This is a genomic window from Bacillus sp. NMCN1 (assembly GCF_002998085.1).
GTDB lineage: Bacteria > Bacillota > Bacilli > Bacillales > Bacillaceae > Bacillus.
Genome location: NZ_PVQL01000001.1, coordinates 1,389,982 through 1,414,739 on the forward strand (window position 1 = coordinate 1,389,982; position 24,758 = coordinate 1,414,739).

Sequence of the window (24,758 nt, forward strand, 5' to 3'; positions counted from 1 at the left end):
TACCTTTTTCTCATTTTAATGAAACAGCCGCCCTTTGTAAAACGTTTTCAAAAAGACAAAAGAAAAAGCCAGCACTGTAGCTGGCTTTTTATGAGTGAACTTCCTTCGGTTCACAGGAAGGACACGTTCCGTATATTTCGAATTTATGTCCGCTAATGTGATAATCCTCTAGATCGGCGTCTAGCTTGTCCATAGGGCAGGCATCGATCTCCTTTGTTTTACCGCATGTAAGACAAATAAAATGATGATGGTGATGAGAAAATGAGCATTTAAAACGAAAAAGCTTCTCCCCTGACAATTCAGTCGTTTCTAATATACCTAAGTCTTCATATAGCGACAGGTTTCGATAAATCGTATCAAAGCTAAGACCTGGGTAGTCTTCACTTAGTGCCGTCAGCACATTTTTAGCAGTCAAATATTTATCAGAATCAGAAAACAATTGAAGCATATCTTCACGTTTGCTTGTATATTTGTAGCCTTTTTCCTTTAATAAATCAAGCGCTTCTTGTACGTTCATGATGATTCCCCCTTCTGAATTTTCCAATACTAATACATCCGATTAAAATCAAAATGGACAGCATCACAATGGTTCCGCCTGGCGCTAAATCTAGATAATAACTTAAAATTAATCCGGCCAATACAGACAATTCACCGAACAAGATCGAAAGGAAGATCGCCTGTTTGAATCCTTTGGCAATGCGGATACTTGCCGCAACAGGAAGCGTCATGAGCGCGGATACAAGCAGTGTACCTACGATACGCATCGATGCCGCAATGACGAGTGCGACAACTAAGATAAAAATAAAATGAATCCATTTCGCTGATATACCAGAAGCCTTTGCATGCTCTTCATCAAAAGAAAGTAAAAACAATTCTTTATATAAAAGCACGACTACTAACACAACAACGAGTGAGATCCCAACAATAATCCAAAGATCTAATCTCGAAACTGCACTGACACTTCCGAACAAATAACTAAACAAATCTGTATTAAATCCATTCGCTAATGAGATGAAGATGACAGAAATCCCGATACCACCTGATAAAATAATAGGAATCGCAAGCTCCTGATAATGCTTATACACGGAGCGCAGACGTTCAATAAACAATGAACCGGCAACAGAAAACGCCATCCCTAAGTACAGCGGGCTCACTCCTGTCAAGAGGCCAAACTTTTTATCAAGGAATAAGCTTGCTGCAATACCGGCAAGTGATACGTGACTGAGGGCATCTGCAATCAGCGAGAGCCTTCTCACGACGATAAATACACCAAGTAAGGGCGCAATAAAGCCGATCAGCATTCCTGCGATAAACGCATTTTGTAAAAATTCATAATGAAAAAATGGAAATAGCATTATTCATGTCCCCCATGATGGTGATGATCGTGATGAATCACTTGAATGTCATGTCCGTAAAATTGAGATAACGCCTGATCATCCATTGAATCAAACGTTGCTGCATCTCCGTGGAAATGAAGTGTCTGATTTAAACAAGCCACATGGGTGACTTTATCAGAAACGGTGCCAACGTCGTGTGTGACGAGAATTAAAGACATTCCTTTTTCTTTGTTCAATGTTTCGAGCAGCTGATAAAAGCCCTCCACTGTCCGCTGGTCTACGCCAACCGTCGGTTCATCTAAAATGAGCAGCTTTGGCTGACTGACGAGCGCACGGGCAATAAAGGTACGCTGCTGCTGACCGCCTGAAAGTTCACCGATGTTTTGGTGCTTTAAATCTTGTATGCCAACTGAGCGAATGGCATCCTCAACTTGCCTTTTGTCCTGCTTGCTCATTCTTTTGAATAAGCCTATTTTCGCCGTCAACCCACTTGCGACGACCTCGTAAACAGAAGCAGGGAAACCCGTATTAAAACTATTCGCCTTTTGAGAAACAAATCCAATTTGATCCCAGTCTCTAAATTTTGACGCAGGCGTGCCAAATAGCTTTAATTCACCTTGCTGTGGTTTAATGAGCCCAAGCAGGCATTTTAATAAGGTTGTTTTACCAGATCCATTCGGTCCAACAAGTGCTAGAAAGTTTCCTTCCTCGACTGTTAAATGAATGTGATCTATGACATTTCGCTGTCCATACGAGTACGAAATGTCCTTCATTTCAATAATTGGCTTTGCCATGAATCTTTCCACCTTTAATCAATATAAAAAGAATGATTACGATTTATACAACAAAAAGAAAATGGCTTTTGCCATTTTCTCTGTCCATACATACATTTCATTATATAAAAGAAAGATTAAAAAGTAAAATAAAAGCTAATGAATGGCTGTTTTGAACTTACCGCCTTTTGTTTCATGCGTATCCATAATCGTAATAAATGCTTGACCATCAATTTCAAATACAATGGATTTTAGCTTTGTAATTTCAAGTCTTGTGACAACGGCGTAGATGACATCTTTTTCTTCATCTGTATAACCGCCTTTCCCTCTCAGCTTTGTCGTTCCCCTGCCAAGTCGATGAAGAATCGCATCTGAAATTTCATCATAATAATCTGACACGATAATGACAGCCTTTGTTTCATCAAGCCCTTGAATGACAGCATCAATTGTTTTCATTGCCAAATAATATGTCATGACAGAATACATAGCCTGCTCTGGTCCGAAGACAAAGCCCGCCCAAATAAAAATGAACACATTGACGATCATGACAAACTCACCGACAGAGAAAGGAATTTTTTTCGTCAGAAGAATTCCTAAGATCTCTGTTCCATCCATTGAGCCTCCATTACGGATAACAAGTCCAACACCAAAACCAAGTAATAGCCCGCCAAATACAGTGGCTAAGATCGGCTGAGTTGTAAATGCCTCTACATGATGGAGTGAAGATTCAATCACGGCTAAGCTGACAATCCCAATCACTGTGGAAATCAGAAACGTTTTCCCAATATGTTTGTATCCTGATATCATAAATGGAATATTCAAAATGACAACAATCGTCGCAAAATTGATGAATGGGTTATCTGTAAAGAGATAATCCAAAATAAGCGAAATGCCGATGATGCCTCCATCAATAATATTGTTTGGCACTAAAAATAATTCAATGCTGACTGCTGCACATGTAGCTCCTACTAAAATCAGAAAAATTCTCAAAATAAAATGAGGCACTGATTCCTTTCTATGCTGTTTACTATTTGCCATACGTTCTCCCTTCTACACATGTTAAATTTTCAATGAACATTTTATTCACTTTACTATTTTATCATTTCACAGGGTAAAATAAAATTTTTTGCACATTTTCCGTTTTCCCCCATACATTGTTACAGAGGGGAGGAATGGAATTGATTTTAATTCAAAAAATTGTCCTGCAGCGGCTCAATCAGATCACAGCAAATGATCTGTTAAGGTATGCGAAACAGTATAATGTCAGTTTAACGTCAAACCAAGCTGCCGAGGTGGCCAAACTCATGAATGGGAAAAACGTCAATATTTTTAATGATGCAGAGCGTAACCGGCTTCTTAAGCAAGTGGAAACGATTACTTCTAAACAGACAGCTCAGACTGTCAATGATCTGTTTAATCAGTTTACAAGTTAAACAAAAAAGGGCCGCATTTAGCGGCACCTCATGATGTTGTATGCTTTTTTACTGATCCTTAATTTTATCTAGTAAGCCTTCGTCAAATTTCTTTTCTTTTAGCATCGCAATTTCGAATTTGTAAGGTGGTTTTTTGTTCTTTTTATCTTCACCTACATAAGGCGTTTCTAAGATTTTGGGCACATCTTGAAGCTGCGGATGATGCACAATATAGTTCAGTGCATCGAAGCCAATTTCACCAAAGCCGATATTTTCATGTCGGTCTTTTCTTGCGCCTTGTACGTTTTTACTATCATTAATATGAAGAACCTTGATTCGGTCAATACCGACGATTCGATCAAATTCTTCTAACACCCCATCAAAGTCAGTTACAATCGGATAACCAGCATCGTGTGTGTGACACGTATCAAAGCAGACTGAAAGTGCTTCGTTATGTGTCACTCCGTCGATAATTTGGGCAAGCTCTTCAAAGCTTCTTCCGCACTCTGATCCTTTTCCTGCCATTGTTTCAAGTGCAATTTGAACCTCTTGCCCTTTTACGATGACTTCGTTTAAACCTTCAATGATTTTTTGGATTCCTGCTTCTGGTCCTGCTCCGACATGTGCACCTGGGTGGAGAACAATCTGCCCTGCACCTAGCGCTTCTGTACGTTCAATCTCAGAGCGAAGGAAGTCCACGCCAAGCTCAAATGTCGCTGGATTGACGGTGTTCCCAATATTAATAATATACGGTGCATGTACGACGATATCTGTCATACCATGCTCTTTCATATGCGCTTGTCCAGCTTCAATATTGAGATCTTCAATTTTTTTGCGGCGCGTATTTTGCGGTGCCCCTGTATAAATCATAAACGTATTTGAACCATAAGAGGCAGCTTCTTCACTCGCTGCAAGAAGCATATGTTTTCCGCTCATGGATACATGTGAACCAATCTTCAACAATGTTTCCCCCTACTTTCCATTACGCTTTGACTTTCTACGTTCCTGTCTTTTGATTTTGTCCATCTCACGTGTCATTTTCTTTTTATATCCAGGTTTGACGGCTTTCGGTTTTCTCACAAGACGCTTTGCTTTTTCTTCAATTTCATTAGGTGCTTTTTTACGTCTTTGACGCTTTAGACGGTCATCTGCATCTCGCCATTCGCCATGAACAATGGTTTTGTTTTCAAACACAACGCCCATTTTCTCGATTTGAATGAGTGCATCCTCATCAGCAAGCTCATAAATAGTCATTGCAATTCCAGATGAACCAGCTCGAGCTGTTCGACCAACACGGTGAACATAAAAATCAAGATCAGATGGAAGTTCATAGTTGATCACATGGCTGACGCCTTTAATATCGATTCCGCGGGCTGCAAGATCAGATGCCACAATATAAGTGAACTCTAAATCATCAATTTGTTTCATTACTTTTTTACGTTCGCGCGGCGTTAATCCGCCATGAAGCACTCCAACTTTCATTCCTTTTTCTTGTAGGAATGATGCGATTTCATCGACGGTTGTTTTTGTATTGGCAAAAATGATGCCTAAATAAGGCTGTACATTCGTCACCATTTCATGGAGCAATTTTAGCTTATCACGCTGTTTAGATGGGACTAAAATATGCTGAATGTTTTCAGCTGTAATCCGTTTTGGTTCAACATGGGCATATTTTGGATTGTCCATATATTTTTTCAGGAACGGCTTTAGTTTTTCTGGAATAGTTGCTGAGAACACAAGCATTTGCAGCTGTTCTGGCATTTGTGAACCAATACGATCCACATCTTCTAAAAATCCCATATCCAGCATTAAATCCGCTTCATCAATGACAAGAGATGTCGCTTTGTAAACGTTCAGCGCCTGCTCATGAATGAGGTCAGCAATACGTCCAGGTGTACCGACAACCAAATGCGGCTGGTTTTTTAGCTTTTGAATGGATTTCTGCTTGTCCGTTCCGCCAATGTAAAGCTTTGCTTTTATCTCTTCTTCTGGAGAGGTATTCTTTAAAATCGTTTGGGCTTCTTTGAAAATTTGATTGGCTAATTCTCTTGTAGGTGCAGTAATCACGACTTGTACTTGCTCTTTGCTTGGATCAATTGAATGAATAAGCGGCAATAAGTACGCGTGGGTTTTTCCTGTTCCTGTTTGTGATTGACCAATCACGCTTTCTCCTTTTAACACAGCAGGGATGATTCTTTTTTGAATATCAGTTGGCTCATAAAAGCCCAGTTCATGAATAGCATCTATAATAAAAGACTTTAATTCATATGTCGTAAATTTTGTTTCGTTCATGTTTTCACTCCTTAAGGCAATGCCTTTTTGCTCATCTCCTCATTATAGCTGATTTTCATCAAAAAAACCATGTCCGCTTTTCTTACAGGAAACCAATTGATGCATCCTTGCATAACCTATGAAGAGAAAGAGAATGCAGTAAGGGAGGTACAAGTATGTTAGGGCAAAGGCCTATGGGCGATTTTCAGCCGCACCGTCCCTCACGCCGGCATCTTGGAAATGGCGGACAGCCCGGGATTTTTCAAAGAGGGCAGCAGCCTCCTATCGAACAGCCTTTTCAAGGGCAAGGCAATCAATTTCAGCAAATGATGCCTCGCTCCCCGTCTGTACAGGGAGGCGGTGTACGCGGAATGGGCGGAATTCCAGGAGGCGAAAGCCGTGCACTAGGCGGCGGAGCAGGAATGAAAGGCATGCTCGCTAAATTTCTTCCTGGCGCAGGGGGAGCAGGGGTCTCTGGAGGTGGTGCGGGATTACAAGGAATCCAGAGCTTCACAAATCCTGCGACCCTCTCAAGCATGTTGGGAAATGTTCAAAAAGTGCTCGGTATGGCGCAGCAATTTACGCCAATGATTCAGCAATACGGTCCTTTAGTAAGAAATCTGCCTGCAATGATTAAGCTGTACAGCCAGCTTGGCAGTGCGGATGATGATGAAACAAGCGAAGATGAAGAACCTAAAGAGATCGGCGAGGAAACAGAAGTGCCGCAAGAAGAAGAAGCACGAGATGATGAAATAGAAGAAAACGAAGAACCAGAGGACATCCTTGTCAAAAAAGCAGCTCCTCACACATCATCTGCTCCTGAAGCAAAACCGAAAAAAAGACCTGGCAGCTCTGTTCCAAAACTATATGTCTAGTGATCTTTTAACGGCGAAGTGTTCACTGCGTATAACAATCTTTGATATATGCGCTTACTTTGGCTATAATGGAAGCTAGAGAATGATAAAAAGCCGTTGTGTACGGCTTTTTATATTGTTCTTCTCTAGCAGCACTTCCCTACAGGAGGACGAATAAATGAATGTAATTAAAATTTCGCCGCGTGGCTATTGCTATGGCGTTGTAGATGCAATGGTCATTGCTAAAAATGCCGCACTTGATAAAAACTTGCCACGCCCAATTTATATATTAGGTATGATTGTGCACAACAAGCACGTGACAGATGCCTTCGAAGAAGATGGAATCTACACACTGGACGGACCAAACCGCTTGGACATTTTAAAGCAGGTTGAAAGCGGAACAGTCATTTTCACTGCTCATGGCGTTTCACCTGAGGTTCGTCAAATTGCAGAAGAAAAAGGCCTTATCACCATTGATGCCACCTGTCCCGATGTAACGAAAACACATGATCTCATTTCAGAGAAAACAGCCGATGGGTATGACATTATTTATATCGGAAAAAAAGGTCATCCTGAGCCAGAGGGAGCTGTTGGAGTAGCCCCTGACAAGGTGCATCTTGTCGAAACAGAAGCCGACATTGAGGCGCTCGATTTAACATCAGATAAACTGCTCATCACCAATCAGACGACGATGTCTCAGTGGGATGTCCACGATCTGATGGAGCTGATAAAAGAGAAATACCCTCACGTCGAGTACCACCAAGAAATTTGTCTCGCGACACAGGTACGTCAGGAAGCTGTTTCCGAGCAAGCTGGCCAAGCCGATCTTACCATTGTTGTCGGCGATCCAAAAAGTAATAACTCCAATCGTCTGGCGCAAGTATCCATGGAGATTGCTGGAACGCAGGCTTACCGTATTGGTGACCTAAGTGAGCTCAAGCTGGAGTGGCTGCAAGGTGTAAATACCGTTGCCGTTACTGCTGGTGCTTCAACACCAACACCTATTACAAAGGAAGTCATCCGTTTCTTAGAAAACTACGAACCGAATGATGAAGCAACTTGGAAGATTGAACGGTCGGTTCCTCTTTCGAAAATACTACCGCGCGTGAAAACAAAGAAATAAAAAAACGTCAGAGCTGCTATGCTCTGACGTTTTTTTTTATATAAATTGAAATGGGTTTGTGTTTGATTCAGAAACAAAGAGCTGTACATCATACTTTTTATCTGAACATAGCGATTGAAGCTTCTCCTTTACGCCCTCTTTCATAATCTTTTCTGCATAATGCCCTGGGTCCACTACGTTCAGCCCGAGCATCATGGCATCATGGGCGACATGGAAATAAAGATCCCCTGTCACATACACATCAGCACCCATTCTTTTCGCTTGATGAATATATTTATTTCCGTCTCCGCCAAGCACAGCCACTTTTTTCACAACAGCGTCCTGATCACCTACAAAGCGAGCACCATTTACATCCAGCTTTGTCTTCACAAACCGTGTAAAGTCTCCAAGGGTCATAGGCTCTCTTAGCTCCCCTATACGGCCAAGGCCTTTTTGAATAGGAGGGAGATCTGTCGTGTGTACACTATAAGCGACTTCTTCATAAGGATGTGCTTTGATCATTTCACGAATCACTTGTTTTTCTATACTTGCCGGGAAAATGGTTTCAATCCGCACTTCTTTGACAAATTCCAATTGACCGCTCTCACCAATGAACGGATCCGCATCTTCTGATGGCAAAAAGCTGCCTGTCCCTTCATTTGAAAACGCGCAATGGCTGTAATTGCCAATATGGCCGGCGCCTGCATTTCCTAAAGCTGTACGGATGGCTTCTTCAAATTCCTGCGGGACATAAAGGGCAAGCTGTTTGATTTGATCTTCATATGTCGGGACTAACACGCTTGTTTCTTCAAGCTCTAAAGCCTCCGCAAGCAAGTCATTGACTCCTCCATCAGCCACATCTAAATTCGTATGTGCCACATATACCGTAATATCATGTTTGATGCATTTCTCAATGATCCGTCCAGCTGGCTGATCTGTCGCTACATGTTTTAACGGACGGAAGATCGGCGGATGGTGAGCAATAATGAGATCCACATTTCTTTCGATCGCCTCATCTACCACATTCTCTAATACATCCAAGGTGATCATGACATTGTTTACCTTTTTATTTAACGTCCCAATCTGGAGACCGATTTTGTCACCTTCCACGGCATATGCCTTTGGTGAAAATTGTTCAAATAATTGGATGATTTCATGTCCGTTTACTGTTTTAGCCAACAGTCAAAACCTCCCTTAGAATCTTTATTTTTACATGGAGCTCTTCAAGGCGCTCCTTATTCTCTTCTACCCGCGCTGCCTGCTTAATTTGACTTTCTATCTTCTCCATATGCTGAAGCTCTTGCAACCACTTGCGCCGGAAGACGTCGTTTTGCTCTTTCGCAAGAAACGGACCAACTAGCATGCCTGTTTCAATCGACATCCCTTCATAGGCTTTATCTTTGTCGCCTTTTTCTGCGATCATGATTTCGTATATTTTTCCATCTTCTTCCAAAATGACTTCATCCATCAATTCATACCCCTCTTGATAGAGCCATAAACGAATGTGGTGAGCATGGATATTTGGCTGAAGAATAAGCCTCTCATGACCTGCGAGCTTATGCTTGCCGTCATTTAAGATGCTTGCGATGAGTGCTCCGCCCATACCTGCAATCGTGACAGCATTCACTTCGCCCTTTTCAATGACTTCAAGGCCATTACCTTTTCTGACCGAGATCTGGTCATCTAATTCAAGTCTATGTACTTGCTGCTTCGCCGATTGAAGCGGTCCTTCTGTAATTTCACCAGCAATGGCTTTTACTGCTTTTTGATGCAGGATCGCATAGCATGGCAAATAGGCATGATCTGAGCCGATATCAGCAAAGACAGCCTCATGTGGTAAAAAGTCTGCAACTCTTTTTAATCGTTTTGATAAATTCATTTCATTCATACGTATCACTACTTTTCTTTAATGTTCATACTTGTCTATCTTATATAAATTATGGACTTTTTAAAAGTCGTTTTCAAATGAAAAAAGCTCTTCTGTTGAAAAAGAGCTTTTTGCGTAACATTATTTAATTTTGGATACCCATTCAGCCATTTCATCGAGCTTTTCATTCGGAATCAGCCCGCCTGGCATCCCGTTGCCGCCTTCTTGAATTTTCTTCTTGATGTCTGCCACTTCAAGCTTGTCTCCAACGCCTTTTAATGCAGGACCTGCGCCGCCTTCATAGTTTTCCCCGTGACAGCTCAGACAGTTTTGCTTATACAATTCTTCCGGCGTCGCATTCGCTGTCTCTTCTTGCTTTTGCTCCTTGCCCCCAGAGGCGATTTTGTCTTCATCTTTCAGCCCCTTCATTGATAAGAAAAAAGTGAGTCCAATACCTAAAATGGCAATCAATAAGAATGGTATAAGTGGATTCCGTTTCATTTCTTTCATCCTCCCCTTTGTGAAAACCCCTTTGAGACTATGCAAACAATTCTAATTCTACTTTAATTTTACAAAAAGTAAACGAATTATGATACAAAACTTTGGTCAAGTTCACAGATTAGACAAAAATGATGTAAGAATGAGAAATGAAGCCTTCAGCACATTTTGATGTATTTTTTATACATCTTTTCTCTAAGAACGTTGCAAATTCATTTGTTATTCAGTAAAATATAATCAGATTGAAAAAAGCGTTTTCATTTTTGATGAAGAAAGAACGGATCTCTTTCAAGATCCGTCCAGTTCCTACTCTAAGAAGTCTTTTAATCGTTTACTTCTGCTTGGGTGTCTTAATTTACGCAGAGCTTTCGCTTCAATTTGGCGGATACGTTCTCTTGTGACGCCGAACACCTTTCCAACCTCTTCTAACGTACGTGTTCTTCCGTCATCTAGTCCGAAGCGTAGTCTCAGCACATTTTCTTCACGGTCCGTTAGCGTGTCTAATACATCTTCAAGCTGCTCTTTTAACAATTCGTATGCAGCATGGTCAGATGGAGATGTCGCCTCTTGGTCTTCAATAAAATCACCAAGATGCGAGTCATCTTCTTCACCAATAGGTGTTTCTAAAGATACAGGCTCTTGCGCAATTTTAAGAATTTCTCTTACCTTTTCTGGAGTTAAATCCATGTCTTCAGCAATTTCCTCTGGCGTTGGTTCTCTGCCTAGGTCTTGCAGAAGCTGTCTTTGAACACGGATCAATTTATTAATGGTTTCCACCATATGAACCGGGATCCTGATTGTTCTGGCCTGATCCGCAATCGCACGCGTGATCGCCTGTCTAATCCACCAAGTTGCATATGTTGAGAATTTGTATCCTTTGCGGTAATCAAACTTCTCAACAGCCTTCATTAGACCCATGTTTCCTTCTTGAATCAAGTCAAGGAACAGCATACCACGACCGACGTAGCGTTTCGCAATGCTGACAACGAGACGAAGGTTTGCTTCCGCTAATCTTCTTTTTGATTCCTCATCGCCTTCTTCAATCTTTTGAGCATACGTAATTTCTTCTTTAGCAGATAACAAATTGACGCGTCCGATTTCTTTTAAGTACATACGAACAGGATCATTAATTTTGACACCTGGTGGTACGCTTAAATCATTCAGGTCAAATTCCTCTTCTGCTTTAGCCAGCTGCTGAACATTTGGGTCTTCTGTCTCTTCGTTTTCACTGATGAGCTCTACACCCTGTTCGCCTAAGTATTCATAGTATTCATCCATTTGGTCTGATTCAATTTCAAAACTAGACATACGCTCTGCAATTTCTTCGTATGTTAAAACGCCCCGTTTTTTACCCGTTTCAGTGAGTTTATCTCTCACCTGTTCAAAGGTTAATTCAGTTTCGGTTTCGTGGGCTTGTTTATCAGCCATTATGGATCCCTCCTTCCAAAGCTTGCAACGAATTCTAAAGTAACTTGCGATTTGCTTTCGCTCTGCTTTTCTCTCTTTATCAAACAGATGAGCAAATAGGAATAAAATAAATAATGATGAAGGCAAGATGCTTGCGGTCTTATGCTCCTCCCGTAAAGGATTCATTGCCAGCCGTAAGTCTTGTCATAAATATTAGACGTATTACTTCAGCGAACGGTTCAACTGAATAATTTCTTTTGCAAGTGTTGCCGCTTTGAAGAAATCTTTTTGCCTCTCCGCTTCTGCACGTTCTAGTTCTTTTCCCTTTATCATTGACAAATTCCGATGATTCAACACTTTTTTTACATAATCACTTAATTCAGCTTCACTTAGTTCGTCTCCAACTTGAATCATGAATATATCCGTCAAAAGCTGATTGATGACATCATCTTCTATACGGTTCATCAGGTGCTGCGGCGTTGGTTCTTTGCCTTCTTCATACAAAGCATAAATGTACGTGGCCAGCGCTCTGTGAGAATCTATATTAAATTCAATCCCTACTCTGTCAAGTACTTTTCGGATCACGTCATCGCTTTTTAACATATGAGCAAGCAGCATTCGCTCTGCATTTTCATATGCTGGCCGCAGACGCTTTCTTCGTACCTGTGTTGACAGATGTGCACACCGTTTTTCAAGCCCGCTTTCTTCCTGCGTGCTTTTGGCTTCTTGCCGCTGCTGTTTTTCAAACAGCTCCAGCTGTTCCTTTAATGAATCAAGTGAGATCGAGAACTCTCCAGCAAGCTGTTTCATGTAAATCTCTTGTTCCAAGGAGCCGTTTAACCGGCTAATTTCTCGGAGTACCTGCTTCATATACGTAAGCCGGTCTCCTTCGTCAGATAAATTCTTCCCCCTACGGAAAAAGTTCATCTTAAATGTCATTAATGTCACACTTGCATCTATGATGTCATTCCTAAATTTCTCGCCGCCATATTTACGAATGTAATCATCTGGATCAAGTCCATCTGGTATCATGGCAACGCGAACTTTACATCCTCTTTTTCCAAGCAAATCTGATGCTTTCATGGTGGCTTCATAACCGGCCGTGTCAGAATCATAGCAAAGGATGATCTCTTCTACGTTCCGTCTGAGAAGTTTTACGTGCTCTTCTGTTAGAGACGTACCCATTGTTGCAACACTTTCGCCGACACCTGATGTGACAGCTGAGATGACGTCAGCAAATCCTTCGAAAAGAACCGCCCGTTCGCGTTTTCGAATATGCATACGCGCGTCATGAAAGTGATAAAGCAACTTACTTTTATGAAAAAGTGGCGTTTCAGGACTATTCATATATTTAGGCTGCTGATCACCAAGCGATCTTCCGGAAAAAGCGACGACTGTCCCATGATGATCATGAATGGGAAACATCACACGATCCCTAAAGCGGTCAAAAAAGCCTGTTCCGTTTTCACGTTGAATTAAAAGACCAGCTTTCTCCATCATCACAGGATCAAACCCTCGTTTTTCTAAAAACTTGGTCACGAAATCCCAAGAGTCAAGAGCATATCCGATCTCAAACTTGGCAATTGTTTCATCTGTAAAGCCTCTCGCCCGTAAATAATCGAGTGCGTTTTGACCTTCCTTTGTATTTACCAGCAAATGGTGGTAAAATTTCTTAAGAAGCTCATGCGCTTCAATCATTTTATGATCTGCTGTGTCCTCTTGCTGTGAGGAGCTGACCTGAGCATTTGCTACATGATCAGGCAAATCAATATGGTACTTATCAGCAACATGTGAAACGGCTTCAATAAATGAGTAGCCTTCCATTTGTCTGAGGAACGAAAATACATTACCTCCTGCACCACAGCCAAAACAATGGAAGATTTGCTTATCTGCTGAAACAGAGAATGAAGGAGTATTTTCACCATGGAATGGACAAAGACCGAAGTAATTTCGACCTTGCTTTCTAAGCTGTACGTATTCTCCAATCACTTCGACAATGTCTGCGTTTTTTTGGATTTGCTCCAAAAGTTCATCTGGTATACGTTTGCTCATCCTAATAACACTCCGTCGTACATTATTCGCCTTTTAATTCAAAAATCCTTCATGATTCGACAGGATTTTTTGTAGCTGCGCAATAAATCGCTTTTTATCCTCTTCTAAAAGCTTTTTGGGACCTTTTCCATATACACCTTTTCTTCGCTGTTTACTGGAAACATGCCTGCGTTCCAAATCAAAATCAATTGTTTCGTTTGTGTACATCCGTCCTCTTTCAGACAGTACAATGACCTGTCTTGGAAGCAGTAAGGAGGCAAGACCAATGTCTTGGGTGACGACAATATCATGCGCGGCAGCTGAGTTCGCAATGACTAAGTCCGCTGCTTCCTTATGTGTATCTACAAACCGCCAATCTTCAAGTGGAGATCTTTTGGTTTGAAAATGCTCATATGAAGCAATAAACGTCACACGTACTTGAAATTGAGATGCGACAGAAAGGATTTCGTCTTTTACAGGACAAGCATCTGCATCGACATAAATCGTCCTCTCTTGCTTATGTTCATTCAGGTGACTAATTCTCCATCCCTCCACCTTATTCCTGCTTTAGAGAAGCAAAAAGACCATACTTTTCCCCCATAAAGCAAACAACAGTAAAACTCATTTTGTCGAAAAGTTATGTTCAGAATCACTTGACTTCTGCCAATATTAGTTTATTCGTTCTTGACTTAACTTAAACCTAAAATCAATCATTTTATCACAATTTTTTATTATAATACAAATGCAGCAAATATGCTATTGTTTTTGTTTACCCGTTTCCCACCATAGGAAAAACCCAGGAGGAGCATCCTGAGTTTATTCGGAACCTCTTTTGGTCAGCATTTGATGAATGACATTTGCTGTTTCCTCAACTGCTTTATTCGATACATCAACGACTTGACAGTTAATGCGGTCCACCACTTTTTCAAAATACTCTAGTTCTTCTTTAATCCGTTCAATGTTCGCATAAATCGCGCGATCATTTAAACCTAGAGATTTCAAACGCTCTTTACGAATATGATTTAGTTTGTCTGGACTGATTTTCAGACCGATGCATTTCTTTGGATCAACTGAAAATAACTCTTCTGGCGGATCTACTTCAGGAACAATTGGAACGTTCGCTACCTTCAGCCGTTTATGCGCCAAGTATTGAGATAGTGGTGTCTTGGACGTGCGTGACACACCGATGAGCACAATATCAGCCTTTAGAATGCCTCTCGGGTCTCTGCCGTCATCATACTTCACTGCGAACTCAATGGCTTCCACCTTTTTAAAATAGTCCTCATCTAATTGACGTACACGCCCCGGCTCATGTTTCGCTTCATTTCCATAAGCGGTCTCCATTTTATCGATGAGCGGGCCGATGATGTCATAATAAACGACGCCGTTTGCTTCTGCTTCTTCAATTAAGAATTGGCGCATTTCTGGCACAACAAGCGTAAAGCAGACGATTCCGTTATCTGCTTTCGCTAGTGAAATGACTTCTTTAATCGTACCGACATCCTCTACATATGGAATTCTTCTAATATTTGAATGGTCTGATGAGCCGCCATCAAATTGGCTAAGTGCCGCTTTGACTACGAGCTCTGCCGTTTCTCCTACTGAATCTGATACCACAAAAATTACGCGATTACTCATAACATCCCCTCGCAGTCTTCTGTAATTAGATTATTTCATTCTCCGATAAGCTAACAAGTATTTTCGTCATGTTTGTTTTCGTAATTCTGCCGACCACTTCAAAGCCTTTATCCGTATCTTTTATAACAGGAAGTGCGTCTATCTGCTTTTCAATCAAGTGCTTCGCCACATCCATAATGAAATCTTCCTTGCGGCAAACGGTGATGTTCGGCATTCTTGTCATAATAATATGGACAGGGATCGATGGAAGCTCCTGTTTTCCAATACTTGCGCGAAGGAGGTCTTTCCTTGACAACACGCCTGTTAAAATAGAGTGATCGTCCACAACGAATAATGTGCCCACATCCTCTAAAAACATCGTACAAATCGCATCATAAACTGATACATTCTCATGTATCACCACTGGAATGGATTGAAAATCTTTCACTTGAAGTTTTTTCAGCTTATCTGCTAGAAGCTGCGTACCTGTTTTCCCTGTGAAAAAGTAGCCGACCCTTGGTCTTGCTTCTAAAAAGCCTGACATCGTTAATATGGCTAAATCCGGTCTGAGGGTCGCCCTAGTTAAGTTCAGCCGATCGGCGATATGCTCTCCAGTGATCGGACCATTCTCTTTGACAATCTGTAAAATCTGCTCTTGCCGTTTATTTAACTCGATTGTACTCACCACCTTTAAATAGAGAGAGCGAATCTTTACTTTATGTATATCATTTTCATAACTCATCATATTATAGCGCATCTTTGTCCGAATGAAACAAAAATCCACTCAAAAACCGTGAATTAATTGAGTAAAAAACGATTGCCCTTCGAAAAAGGCAACCGTTCTTAGGTATTTATTTTACAATTAAATTGTTCATATTCGCAAATGATTGAATGACTTTGGCTAGTTTGACCATTTGCGCCAATCGATTTCTCTTCAGCTTTTCATCATCTGCATGAACCATTGTGTGATCAAAATAATGAACAATCGGTGTTTTTAACGTATCAAGCGCCTTAAGTGCTGCGCTGTATTGCCCTGCTGCTACATGTTCCTTGACAGCTGTCTCTACTTGCTGATACGCCTCATATAGCTTTTGCTCATGCTCATTTTCAAACAGCTCAGGCTGAATCTCTGCGTCTTCTCCTTTTCTACTGATTGAAATGACGCGTCCTAATGCTTCTGCTGTTTCTTTGAAGCTTTCTTGTTTCACGCTCTCTTCAAGAACAGCTGCTTTTTTCACGACTGCATAAGGTTCAATATTTTTAACATCCAGCACTGCATCGACAACATCATGACGGATATGCTCTGCTTGGAGGACATATTTTAAACGGTGTGTCAAAAATTCAATCAGAGCAGCTTCATGTTCTTCCTCTACTTGAGCAAGTGCCAAAAGCTCTTTAAATGAAATATTCCAATGACGATCGAGCAGGATTTGAACGATACCGCTCGCTTGTCTTCTCAGTCCATAAGGGTCTTGAGAGCCCGTTGGAATGACATCAATTGAGAAGAAGGAACAAATAGAATCAAGCTTATCTGCTACTGCCACAATCGCACCAATCAAAGTGGACGGCGCCTCATCACCGGCAAATCGCGGCATATAGTGTTCGTTGATGCTCTTTGCCACTTCTTCATGTTCGCCAAGTGCTTTTGCATATTTCTCGCCCATGATTCCTTGTAATTCTGGGAATTCATAGACCATTTGAGTCACAAGGTCAAACTTCGAAATACTTGCTGCTCTTGCCACTCGTTTTGTCGTTTCGTCATCTGCACCGACATGCGCTGCTAGACGGGTTGCAATGCCTGTCACTCTCTTTAGCTTGTCGCCAATTGTGCCAAGCTTCTCATGGAATACAACCTTATCAAGCTTCTTAATATTGTCTTCAATAACTAGTTTTTCGTCTTCTTTATAGAAGAATGCAGCATCTGATAAACGCGCACGAAGTACTTTTTCGTTCCCTCTTGCGACATTTTCAAGCGCCTCACTGTTTCCATTTCTGACCGTAATAAAGTGCGGCAATAATTCCCCTTGCTCATTTTTCACAGGGAAATAGCGCTGATGCTCTTTCATTGTGGTCACTAATACTTCTTCCGGCAATGCAAGGAACTCTTCTTCAAAGGAGCCAGACAGCACCGTTGGGTATTCTACAAGATTGTTGACTTCTTCTAGAAGCTCAGGATCAACAGGAATCACCCATCCTTTTTCTGAAGATAGGGCATTAAGCTGCTCGGTAATGGTTTGTTTTCTTTTATCTGAATCTGCAATGACAAATTGATCGCGCAATGTTTGCTCATAAGAAGCAGGCGAGTCGATAGTGGCTGCCTTACCAAGGAAACGGTGTCCTCTTGTCTCACGACCGCTTTTCACCCCGGCAATTTCCACAGGTACAATCTCCTCTCCAAATAAACACACAATCCATTTAATCGGACGGATATAGCGTAAATCTTTGCTTCCCCATCTCATGTTCTTTGGAAAACTTAATGAGGCGGCGATCTCCCCTAAAGCTGGCAGAAGGTCTTTGACTTGCTTTCCTTCTTGAAACTTTTGGACATGGACGTAGTCCACTCCTTTGATCTCTTTAAAATAGAGATCAGCTGTTGAGGCACCTTGTCCGCGGGCAAAGCCTTCCGCTGCTTTTGTCCAACTGCCTTCCGCATCTTGCGCGATCTTTTTAGCCGGACCTTTTGCTTCTTCTTTGATGTCTTCTTGTTTTTCTGCGACACCTTTCACGAGTACAGCAAGACGTCTTGGTGAGTTAAATAAAGCAACGTCTTCAAATGAAATATTTTGCGCTTCAAACCATGCTTTTACTTTCTCACCTAGCTGCTTTGTGCTTTCTGGCATGAAGCGAGCCGGCATCTCTTCTAAGCCGATTTCGAGTAATACATCTTGTTTATTCATGAGAAGCCGCCTCCTCTTTTAACATAGGGAATCCCAATTTTTCTCGTTCTTCATAATATGTTTTGGCTACTTTTCTGGCTAACTGGCGCACTCTTCCGATATAGCCAGTTCGCTCGGTAACAGAAATCGCGCCCTTTGCATCGAGCAGATTAAACGTATGAGAGCATTTGAGCACATAATCGTATGCCGGATGAACAAGCCCTTTGTCCATTTGGCTATGCGCTTCCTTCTCATAGGTCGTAAATAACTCAAACAGCATATCAGTATTAGATGTTTCAAATGTATAAACAGAGTGCTCATATTCAGCCATTAAGAATAAATCTCTGACCGTAAATCCGTCTGTCCATTCAAGATCGAAGACATTTTCTTTGTCCTGGATGTAGGAAGCAAGACGTTCTATACCGTATGTGATTTCAACGGAAACAGGCTTACATTCTAAGCCGCCGACTTGCTGAAAATACGTGAATTGTGTAATTTCCATCCCATCAAGCCATACTTCCCAGCCAAGTCCTGCACAGCCAAGAGATGGGTTTTCCCAGTTATCTTCCACAAAACGAATATCATGTTTCAGCGGGTCAATACCAAGTGCTTTCAATGAATCAAGATACAGTTCTTGAATATTGTCAGGTGACGGCTTAATGATCACTTGAAATTGATGATGCTGATACAATCTATTTGGGTTTTCTCCATATCTGCCATCAGCCGGGCGTCTTGAAGGCTCTACATATGCTACCTTCCACGGCTCCGGGCCAATGCTTCGCAGGAACGTGTATGGACTCATCGTTCCGGCACCTTTTTCTGTGTCATACGCCTGCATTAATACGCAGCCTTCATTTGACCAATGCTTTTGCAGCGTCAAAATCATGTCTTGAATATTCAATGATCGCACCTCCATCTTTTCTACACCATCCGCTATGTATGGCGGGTCGGACTAGAACCCCGCAAAAGAACACAAAAACTCCCGTCTCTATGCTCGCAAGGCTCCTTGCAAACATAGGGACGAGAGTTTTTCCCGCGGTTCCACCCTATTTGCTGGTGTCGTAGCATCCAGCCGCTTTGTTTTACGTTGCTCAAGAATGCCTTTCGTTACGCCTCCATCCTTAGCTCACACCGCCCTAAGGTCGCTTTTCATGGTTTCTGCGCAAGTACTTCTTTCTGTCAATGCAACATATTTTATCTTAGATGATCTTACAAAAAGTCATGGAAGATGTCAACTTTTGTTTTCCCCGTCCATTAGCTTTTTCATGGATTCCATCTGATTCATGAATTTTTTTGATTTCAAATAAAGGCCTGAATACTCGTCATAGTAGTGATCGAGCACTTGACGAATTTCTTGTTTCGTCTGTGGTTTCACATCCACCTGACCGAGCCTTGATAAATCAAAATAATGGAACAAACGGAGCAGCCTTGCAGCTGCTGGAGATAAGGGCAGTTTATACGGATCTTTAGAAAAGCAATTTTGGCAAATGAAGCCGTTATCTCTAATCGAGAAATGAAACTGCCCTTCTTTTTGACCACAATGAACGCATTGATCAAGTTCGGGCTTCATCCCCATCACTGATAACATTTTAACCTCTACGATAAATAAGATAATATCAGCATCTGTGCCTTCATTAAGATGACGCAGAGATTGAAGCAGGAGCTCAAACAAATAAGGGTTTGGCTTTTTTTCTTCTGTGCCTTTATCGAGTAACTCTGTCATATATGCGGCATATGCGGTTAGAAATAAATCCTCCCGAATGGTCCGCATACTTTCAATCATTTCGCCTTGCTGGAGCGTTCCAAGTCCTGTTGATGATTGGATCAGGAAAGTTCCGTATAAAAACGGCTGGCTTATGGCTGACAGGCGACTGTTTGATTTTTTTGCGCCTCTTGCCATCACACCTATTTTCCCATGTTCTCTAGTGAGCAGCGTGACAATTTTGTTTGTTTCGCCATAATCTGTTGTTCTAAGGACGATTCCTTCACTTTTAATGAGCATTTGTCTACACTCCGAGCATTGGAGGGGGTCAAGAATTATAAGATTGGAAAATCAAATCGTGCTATCTCTTCTTCAAGTACATCGGGTCTTTCCAGGTTCTCCTTTTCTAACTCTTTGAAAAGCAGATACGTGTCAACGCTTCCTGTTTGTGAAAATACGTTCCATGTAAAATTCAACATAAAAACCCCACCTTTCTTTATTAGAAGCAGCAACGCTACATCCAACATATTAATTTTATCTTGACCAAGCTACCTCCATTTCATGATAAACAATTTTTACTAATCGAACCGCACCATTGTCAGATTTAATGACAACAGCAGCGATTTTTTAATATTCGTCTTCTCTAAATCCGAAGTCACGAAGGTGAGTGGATTTATTACGCCAGTCCTTCTGAACCTTTACCCAAAGCTCCAGATACACTTTTGAGCCGAGAAGCGCTTCAATATCTCTGCGCGCTTTTTGTCCCACTTCTTTTAATAAGCTGCCTCGTTTACCAATGACGATCCCTTTTTGTGAATCACGTTCTACGACAATGGTCGCCGCAACATGGATCTTGCCATTTTCATCTGGCTTAATTGATTCGATCGCAACTGCAATACTGTGCGGGATCTCTTCTCTCGTTAAATGCAGCACTTTTTCACGAATTAATTCAGAAATAATAAACCGCTCTGGATGATCTGTTACTTGATCTGCTGGGTAAAATTGAGGGCCCTCAGGAAGATAACCTTCAATCTGCTGAAGAAGCGTGTCAATGTTGTTTCCTTCAAGAGCTGAAATTGGCACAATTTCCTTAAATGGATAACGTGTGCGGTATTCATCAATTAAAAGGAACAGCTCATCTGGGTGAATTTGGTCAATTTTATTGACGACTAGGAATACCGGTGTAGATGTTTGCTTTAGTCGTTCAATGATGAATTCATCACCCTTGCCATAGCCTTCCTGTGCATTGATCATAAACAAGATCAGGTCAACTTCCTTCAGTGTATTTGTAGCCACTCTCATCATAAAGTCACCAAGCTTATGCTTAGGTTTATGAATCCCTGGTGTATCGATAAAGATCGTTTGTGACGTGTTTGTTGTTAAGACACCTTGCACTTTGTTTCGTGTCGTTTGGGGCTTATCACTCATGATGGCGATCTTTTGTCCAATAACACGATTAAGAAAGGTTGATTTTCCTACATTTGGTCTTCCAATAATTGATACAAATCCTGATTTGAAGCTTTCGTTAGTCATTTAAATCCTCCGGTGAAAATGCGCCTGGCAATAGTTCGTTTACTGTTGTTTCGTATATATGTCCTTTTAAGTTCGTTAGAATCACTGGCATATCAGGTGCACATAGCTCTGAAATGACCTGTCTGCATGCGCCGCACGGCGAAACAGGCCGGTCTGTATCAGCCACTACCGCTAGCATTTGAAACGATGTGATGCCTTCTGAATAGGCTTTAAAAAGTGCTGTTCTTTCCGCACAGTTACACATGCCATACGCTGCATTTTCAATGTTGCAGCCGCCATACACTTTTCCATCATTCGACAACAATGCTGCACCGACTTTGAATTTTGAATAGGGTACATATGCAAAATCTCTTGCTTTAACTGCTTCTGAAATCAACTCTTGTTTGTTCATTCCTAGTTCCCACTTTCAGAAGAAATGGACCCACTGTCACATTTATATTTTACATAATTCACGTGACATTTTCACGCCCATTTCTAAAAATGTTAATAAATAGTAATATTGTTCTATTGCATAATCTTCGGTAAGAAGATGATCAACCCAATCATAACCGAAATCGCGGCGTAAACGCAAACAGCGCCTGCTGCAGCGTCTTTCGCTTTCTCAGCAAGCGGGTGCCTCTCTTCTGTCATCAGGTCCACTGTATGTTCAATGGCTGTATTGACAAGTTCAAGCGCAAACATCCCCCCGCATAAAAGCAAAACAATCATCCATTCAAATGGTTCAATGTGAAACCAAAAGCCGCAGATCACCACGATGATGGCTGCGACTGTGTGAAATCGAAAATTCCGTTCATTCAAGAAAGTTCGCCATATTCCTCTAAATGCATAATAAAAACTCCGAAAAAAACGGGCAAGCGGCCTTCTTTTCTTACGAAGATCTTGAAAGGCCATAATCATCCAAGATCTTTGTCTGTTTGGCGAACATTTCTTTTTCATCTTCCTCTGTCATATGATCAAACCCGAGCAAATGAAGAAACCCATGAATGGTGAGAAATCCAAGCTCTCTCATAAAGGAATGTCCATATTCCTCTGCCTGCTCTTTCGTACGATCCACACTAATGATGATGTCACCAAGTACAGGCGGAATATCATCAGCACCAATGATTTCAATTTCTCCTTCTCCTTCTTCCTCAAGTGCAAAGGAGATCACATCCGTTGGTGCGTCTTTTCCGCGGTATTCTTTATTGATTTGATGAATCTCTTCATTCGAGACGATCGTCACTGATACCTCCGCTTGATCTTTGACCTCAAGGGCATCAGCAGCGAACTGAAGAAGCTTTTCCACTTCTTCAAGCTGCTCTTTTGATACTTGTCCTGTTTCATCTATTAAATCGATTAACAATGTCATTTACTTCACCTTCTGCTTCGGGGCATCTGGATATTCAATCCGAGAATGGAAAATCCCCTTTAATGTTGTACAAATTGTTTGACTAATAATATTTAATTCTTTAAATGTCAGATCACATTCACTAAATTGCCCATCCTGCATTTTATCTGAAATAATGCCTTTGACGAGCTTTTCGATCCGCTCTGGATTTGGATTATGCATCGATCGTACCGCCGCTTCAACGCTGTCCGCTACAGAAATAATCGCCGCTTCTTTTGATTGCGGTTTTGGCCCAGGATAACGGAATTCTTCCTCTGTCACATGATCATCACGCTCTTTTGCCTTATAGTAAAAGAACTTTAACAGTGACTTTCCGTGATGCTGTTCGGCAATATCGACAAGCTCTTCAGGAAACTTCTTTTCTCTCAGCATATCAGCTCCATCTGTCGTATGAGCAATAATGATATTTTTACTTAGCTGAGGAGAAAGCTTGTCATGCGGATTATCAATGTTCATTTGGTTTTCGATAAAGTATTGCGGTCTTTTCGTTTTCCCAATGTCATGATAATAAGCGCCAACTCTTGCTAAAAGACCGTTTGCTCCGACTGCTTCACATGCAGCATCCGCTAAATTTGCCACCATGACACTATGATGATATGTACCTGGTGTCTCTGTTAAAATCTTTTTAAGCAACGGATGATTTGGGTTTGATAATTCAATCAGCTTCATTGTTGAAAGGATGCCGAACATACTCTCAAACACAGGCATTAACCCAATGACCAAAATAGATGATGCAAACCCTGACACAATCGCCATCATGAGGTTCACACCGATTTCAAGCCCTGATGGTGAGGAGTTTTGGATTAGCGTAATGGATAGAACCACAAGCACATTCACCAAAGCGACCCAAAGCCCTGCCTGCAATATTTTTGAACGTGCATTATGCTTTCTCAAAAATAAAATGCCTGCCATCCCGCTCACAAGGTAATAAGCGCAGATCACATAGTTAAAGACGCCGGTTACTCCTTGATTAAACATCATACTGCCGCAAAGAGCAAATACAAGGCCAGAGAAGATCGCTAGCCGCTCATTGATAAGCAGCTTGATCAGCATCGTGCCAAGTGCCACTGGCACCACATAACCTATCGTCGTATACTTCGTTTCCTGGAAAAGACTGAATACTTCCATGATAACTAAAATAATGGTGAAAATAAGCGAGTAGAGCAGAAGCGACTTATTCTTATGAACAAGCGATTTTTTCCTCGTTTCAAGTGAATGAATAATCGCTGCTAAGAATAGACCAATCAATATCATAAGACCGCTTACAGGTTTAATCAAATTGGAGCTGTTTAAGAGGCCTGTCAGTTCTAATTTACGATACACTTCTCGGTCGATAAGCTCTCCTTCTTCGACTAAGATTTGCCCTTGCTTAATCTGAACCGGCTGAATATTATCAGCGGCTTCTTGTCTTTTCTTCTCTGTAGCCACTGGATCAAATACATAGTTTGGAATGATCGCAAATTCACCGATTTCTTTCGCTGCATTTAAGTATTTTGACGGAATTGAATTATTTTCAAGCTCTGTTTTCACTTGTTTTTTCTCATCTTGTAATTTCGCTGCTGTGATTTCTTTACTCATCAGTGAATTCACCACTGTGATGATGGAATCCTTAGTGAAAGAGAGATTTTCGTCACTTGCCTGAAGCAATGCTTTAATGGATTGGTCTGAAACAGCCTCCTGCATATCTGATGTGAGTTTTTCCTTGACACGCTTGACCATTTCTTTATCTGATGGCGGATTTTCTTTTTCATCAGCTGCTTTCTTCTCTTCCTTAATGGCTTCGAAAAGGGAGGAGATGAGGTCAACACGATTGTCAGAATACGCTTTTTTGAGTGTATATTGATCCTCTACTTGATCTGTTGCTTCTTGCTTCTTTTCTTCTGTCGCTTCTTGATCATCGACGGTTGATGGAGAATAGATGGTCTGTTCGCTCACTGAAAATAAATCTAAGTCGAGCGATTCAGGCTTTACATGGAAGAAGAGCACCACGAATAGAATGGCTGCTAAACCAGCGTATAGCAAAACATTTAAATAACGTGAGCGCTCCATTTTCTGAGGTTCTTTTTTAGACAGCAGTCTTTTGCGCTTACT

The 24,758-nt window shown here is 41.4% G+C and carries 26 protein-coding genes; 3 read left to right on the forward strand and 23 right to left on the reverse strand.

All coding sequences use genetic code 11. The features are described from left to right. Positions 1-88: 88 nt before the first annotated feature. The 4 genes from zur to C6W21_RS07445 all read right to left on the reverse strand — a co-directional run bounded on the left by zur (position 89) and on the right by C6W21_RS07445 (position 3,148). Positions 89-517, reverse strand: a complete 429-nt coding sequence (zur, locus tag C6W21_RS07430; protein WP_003217433.1) for a zinc uptake transcriptional repressor Zur — start codon at positions 515-517, stop codon at positions 89-91. Then, a complete protein-coding gene (locus tag C6W21_RS07435; RefSeq protein ID WP_060596671.1) occupies positions 495-1,355 on the reverse strand; it encodes a metal ABC transporter permease in 861 nt (286 codons plus the stop codon). The genes zur and C6W21_RS07435 overlap by 23 nt, the downstream gene beginning before the upstream one ends. Continuing rightward, positions 1,355-2,131, reverse strand: a complete 777-nt coding sequence (locus C6W21_RS07440; RefSeq protein WP_106049835.1) for a metal ABC transporter ATP-binding protein — start codon at positions 2,129-2,131, stop codon at positions 1,355-1,357. The genes C6W21_RS07435 and C6W21_RS07440 overlap by 1 nt, the downstream gene beginning before the upstream one ends. 135 nt (positions 2,132-2,266) lie before the next feature. Continuing rightward, positions 2,267-3,148, reverse strand: coding sequence for a YitT family protein (locus C6W21_RS07445; RefSeq protein WP_106049836.1), 882 nt, complete (start codon positions 3,146-3,148; stop codon positions 2,267-2,269). A 140-nt stretch (positions 3,149-3,288) separates the two neighbouring features. On the opposite strand from C6W21_RS07445, the gene C6W21_RS07450 reads away from it, so the two are divergent. Next, on the forward strand, positions 3,289-3,543 hold the full coding sequence (locus C6W21_RS07450) for a DUF2624 domain-containing protein (protein WP_106049837.1): 255 nt from the start codon (positions 3,289-3,291) through the stop codon (positions 3,541-3,543). 48 nt (positions 3,544-3,591) lie between these two features. Here C6W21_RS07450 and C6W21_RS07455 read toward each other — a convergent pair whose 3' ends face one another. Together C6W21_RS07455 and C6W21_RS07460 are read right to left on the reverse strand one after the other, a co-directional pair. Further along, complete coding sequence (locus C6W21_RS07455) at positions 3,592-4,485, reverse strand: deoxyribonuclease IV (protein ID WP_106049838.1); 894 nt, start codon at positions 4,483-4,485, stop codon at positions 3,592-3,594. Positions 4,486-4,494: 9 nt separating this feature from the next. Next, complete coding sequence (locus C6W21_RS07460) at positions 4,495-5,814, reverse strand: DEAD/DEAH box helicase (protein WP_106049839.1); 1,320 nt, start codon at positions 5,812-5,814, stop codon at positions 4,495-4,497. A gap of 155 nt (positions 5,815-5,969) precedes the next feature. Here C6W21_RS07460 and vrrA point away from each other — a divergent pair, with 155 nt between their 5' ends. Further along, complete coding sequence (vrrA, locus tag C6W21_RS07465; RefSeq protein ID WP_106049840.1) at positions 5,970-6,668, forward strand: VrrA/YqfQ family protein; 699 nt, start codon at positions 5,970-5,972, stop codon at positions 6,666-6,668. Positions 6,669-6,825: 157 nt separating this feature from the next. Further along, complete coding sequence (locus tag C6W21_RS07470) at positions 6,826-7,770, forward strand: 4-hydroxy-3-methylbut-2-enyl diphosphate reductase (RefSeq protein ID WP_106049841.1); 945 nt, start codon at positions 6,826-6,828, stop codon at positions 7,768-7,770. A 36-nt stretch (positions 7,771-7,806) separates the two neighbouring features. Here the strand turns inward: C6W21_RS07470 and C6W21_RS07475 are convergent, their stop codons facing one another. From C6W21_RS07475 to C6W21_RS07555, 17 genes are all read right to left on the reverse strand, one after another. Next, complete coding sequence (locus tag C6W21_RS07475; RefSeq protein WP_106049842.1) at positions 7,807-8,928, reverse strand: Nif3-like dinuclear metal center hexameric protein; 1,122 nt, start codon at positions 8,926-8,928, stop codon at positions 7,807-7,809. Then, a complete protein-coding gene (locus tag C6W21_RS07480) occupies positions 8,921-9,637 on the reverse strand; it encodes a tRNA (adenine(22)-N(1))-methyltransferase (RefSeq protein ID WP_106049843.1) in 717 nt (238 codons plus the stop codon). The genes C6W21_RS07475 and C6W21_RS07480 overlap by 8 nt, the downstream gene beginning before the upstream one ends. Positions 9,638-9,757: 120 nt before the next feature. Further along, positions 9,758-10,117 carry a cytochrome c550 gene (gene cccA / locus C6W21_RS07485; protein WP_106049844.1) on the reverse strand — a complete coding sequence of 120 codons (360 nt, stop codon included), beginning with the start codon at positions 10,115-10,117 and terminating at the stop codon, positions 9,758-9,760. Positions 10,118-10,420: 303 nt separating this feature from the next. After that, entirely contained in the window at positions 10,421-11,542 is a 1,122-nt protein-coding gene (gene rpoD / locus C6W21_RS07490) for an RNA polymerase sigma factor RpoD (protein WP_008342392.1), read from the reverse strand. A gap of 201 nt (positions 11,543-11,743) precedes the next feature. After that, positions 11,744-13,573 (reverse strand): DNA primase, encoded by a 1,830-nt coding sequence (gene dnaG / locus C6W21_RS07495; RefSeq protein ID WP_106049845.1) that lies wholly within the window; start codon positions 13,571-13,573, stop codon positions 11,744-11,746. 33 nt (positions 13,574-13,606) lie between these two features. Then, positions 13,607-14,107, reverse strand: coding sequence for a YaiI/YqxD family protein (locus C6W21_RS07500; protein ID WP_106049846.1), 501 nt, complete (start codon positions 14,105-14,107; stop codon positions 13,607-13,609). A gap of 261 nt (positions 14,108-14,368) precedes the next feature. Beyond that, positions 14,369-15,190 carry a pyruvate, water dikinase regulatory protein gene (locus C6W21_RS07505; RefSeq protein ID WP_008342399.1) on the reverse strand — a complete coding sequence of 274 codons (822 nt, stop codon included), beginning with the start codon at positions 15,188-15,190 and terminating at the stop codon, positions 14,369-14,371. A 25-nt stretch (positions 15,191-15,215) separates the two neighbouring features. Next, positions 15,216-15,854, reverse strand: a complete 639-nt coding sequence (gene ccpN / locus C6W21_RS07510; RefSeq protein ID WP_024423017.1) for a transcriptional regulator CcpN — start codon at positions 15,852-15,854, stop codon at positions 15,216-15,218. 166 nt (positions 15,855-16,020) lie between these two features. After that, positions 16,021-18,066: a glycine--tRNA ligase subunit beta gene (gene glyS / locus C6W21_RS07515; protein WP_106049847.1), complete on the reverse strand. Its 2,046-nt coding sequence runs from the start codon at positions 18,064-18,066 to the stop codon at positions 16,021-16,023. Next, positions 18,059-18,946: a glycine--tRNA ligase subunit alpha gene (gene glyQ / locus C6W21_RS07520; protein ID WP_106049848.1), complete on the reverse strand. Its 888-nt coding sequence runs from the start codon at positions 18,944-18,946 to the stop codon at positions 18,059-18,061. The genes glyS and glyQ overlap by 8 nt, the downstream gene beginning before the upstream one ends. Positions 18,947-19,276: 330 nt before the next feature. Continuing rightward, positions 19,277-20,047 (reverse strand): DNA repair protein RecO, encoded by a 771-nt coding sequence (gene recO, locus C6W21_RS07525; protein ID WP_106049849.1) that lies wholly within the window; start codon positions 20,045-20,047, stop codon positions 19,277-19,279. 35 nt (positions 20,048-20,082) lie between these two features. Continuing rightward, positions 20,083-20,226 carry a YqzL family protein gene (locus tag C6W21_RS07530; RefSeq protein ID WP_003217288.1) on the reverse strand — a complete coding sequence of 48 codons (144 nt, stop codon included), beginning with the start codon at positions 20,224-20,226 and terminating at the stop codon, positions 20,083-20,085. 148 nt (positions 20,227-20,374) lie between these two features. Beyond that, the gene (era, locus tag C6W21_RS07535) at positions 20,375-21,280 is read right to left on the reverse strand and encodes a GTPase Era (protein ID WP_060596663.1); all 906 of its coding nucleotides are present in this window, start codon (positions 21,278-21,280) and stop codon (positions 20,375-20,377) included. Continuing rightward, positions 21,273-21,671: a cytidine deaminase gene (locus C6W21_RS07540; RefSeq protein ID WP_034661347.1), complete on the reverse strand. Its 399-nt coding sequence runs from the start codon at positions 21,669-21,671 to the stop codon at positions 21,273-21,275. Before C6W21_RS07540 ends, era begins: the two co-directional genes overlap by 8 nt. Before the next feature lie 113 nt (positions 21,672-21,784). After that, positions 21,785-22,171 carry a diacylglycerol kinase family protein gene (locus tag C6W21_RS07545; protein ID WP_044139413.1) on the reverse strand — a complete coding sequence of 129 codons (387 nt, stop codon included), beginning with the start codon at positions 22,169-22,171 and terminating at the stop codon, positions 21,785-21,787. Further along, the gene (ybeY, locus tag C6W21_RS07550) at positions 22,149-22,628 is read right to left on the reverse strand and encodes an rRNA maturation RNase YbeY (RefSeq protein WP_012010615.1); all 480 of its coding nucleotides are present in this window, start codon (positions 22,626-22,628) and stop codon (positions 22,149-22,151) included. Before ybeY ends, C6W21_RS07545 begins: the two co-directional genes overlap by 23 nt. Then, positions 22,629-24,740: an HD family phosphohydrolase gene (locus C6W21_RS07555; RefSeq protein WP_411266026.1), complete on the reverse strand. Its 2,112-nt coding sequence runs from the start codon at positions 24,738-24,740 to the stop codon at positions 22,629-22,631. It abuts the gene before it with no gap. Positions 24,741-24,758: the final 18 nt, after the last annotated feature.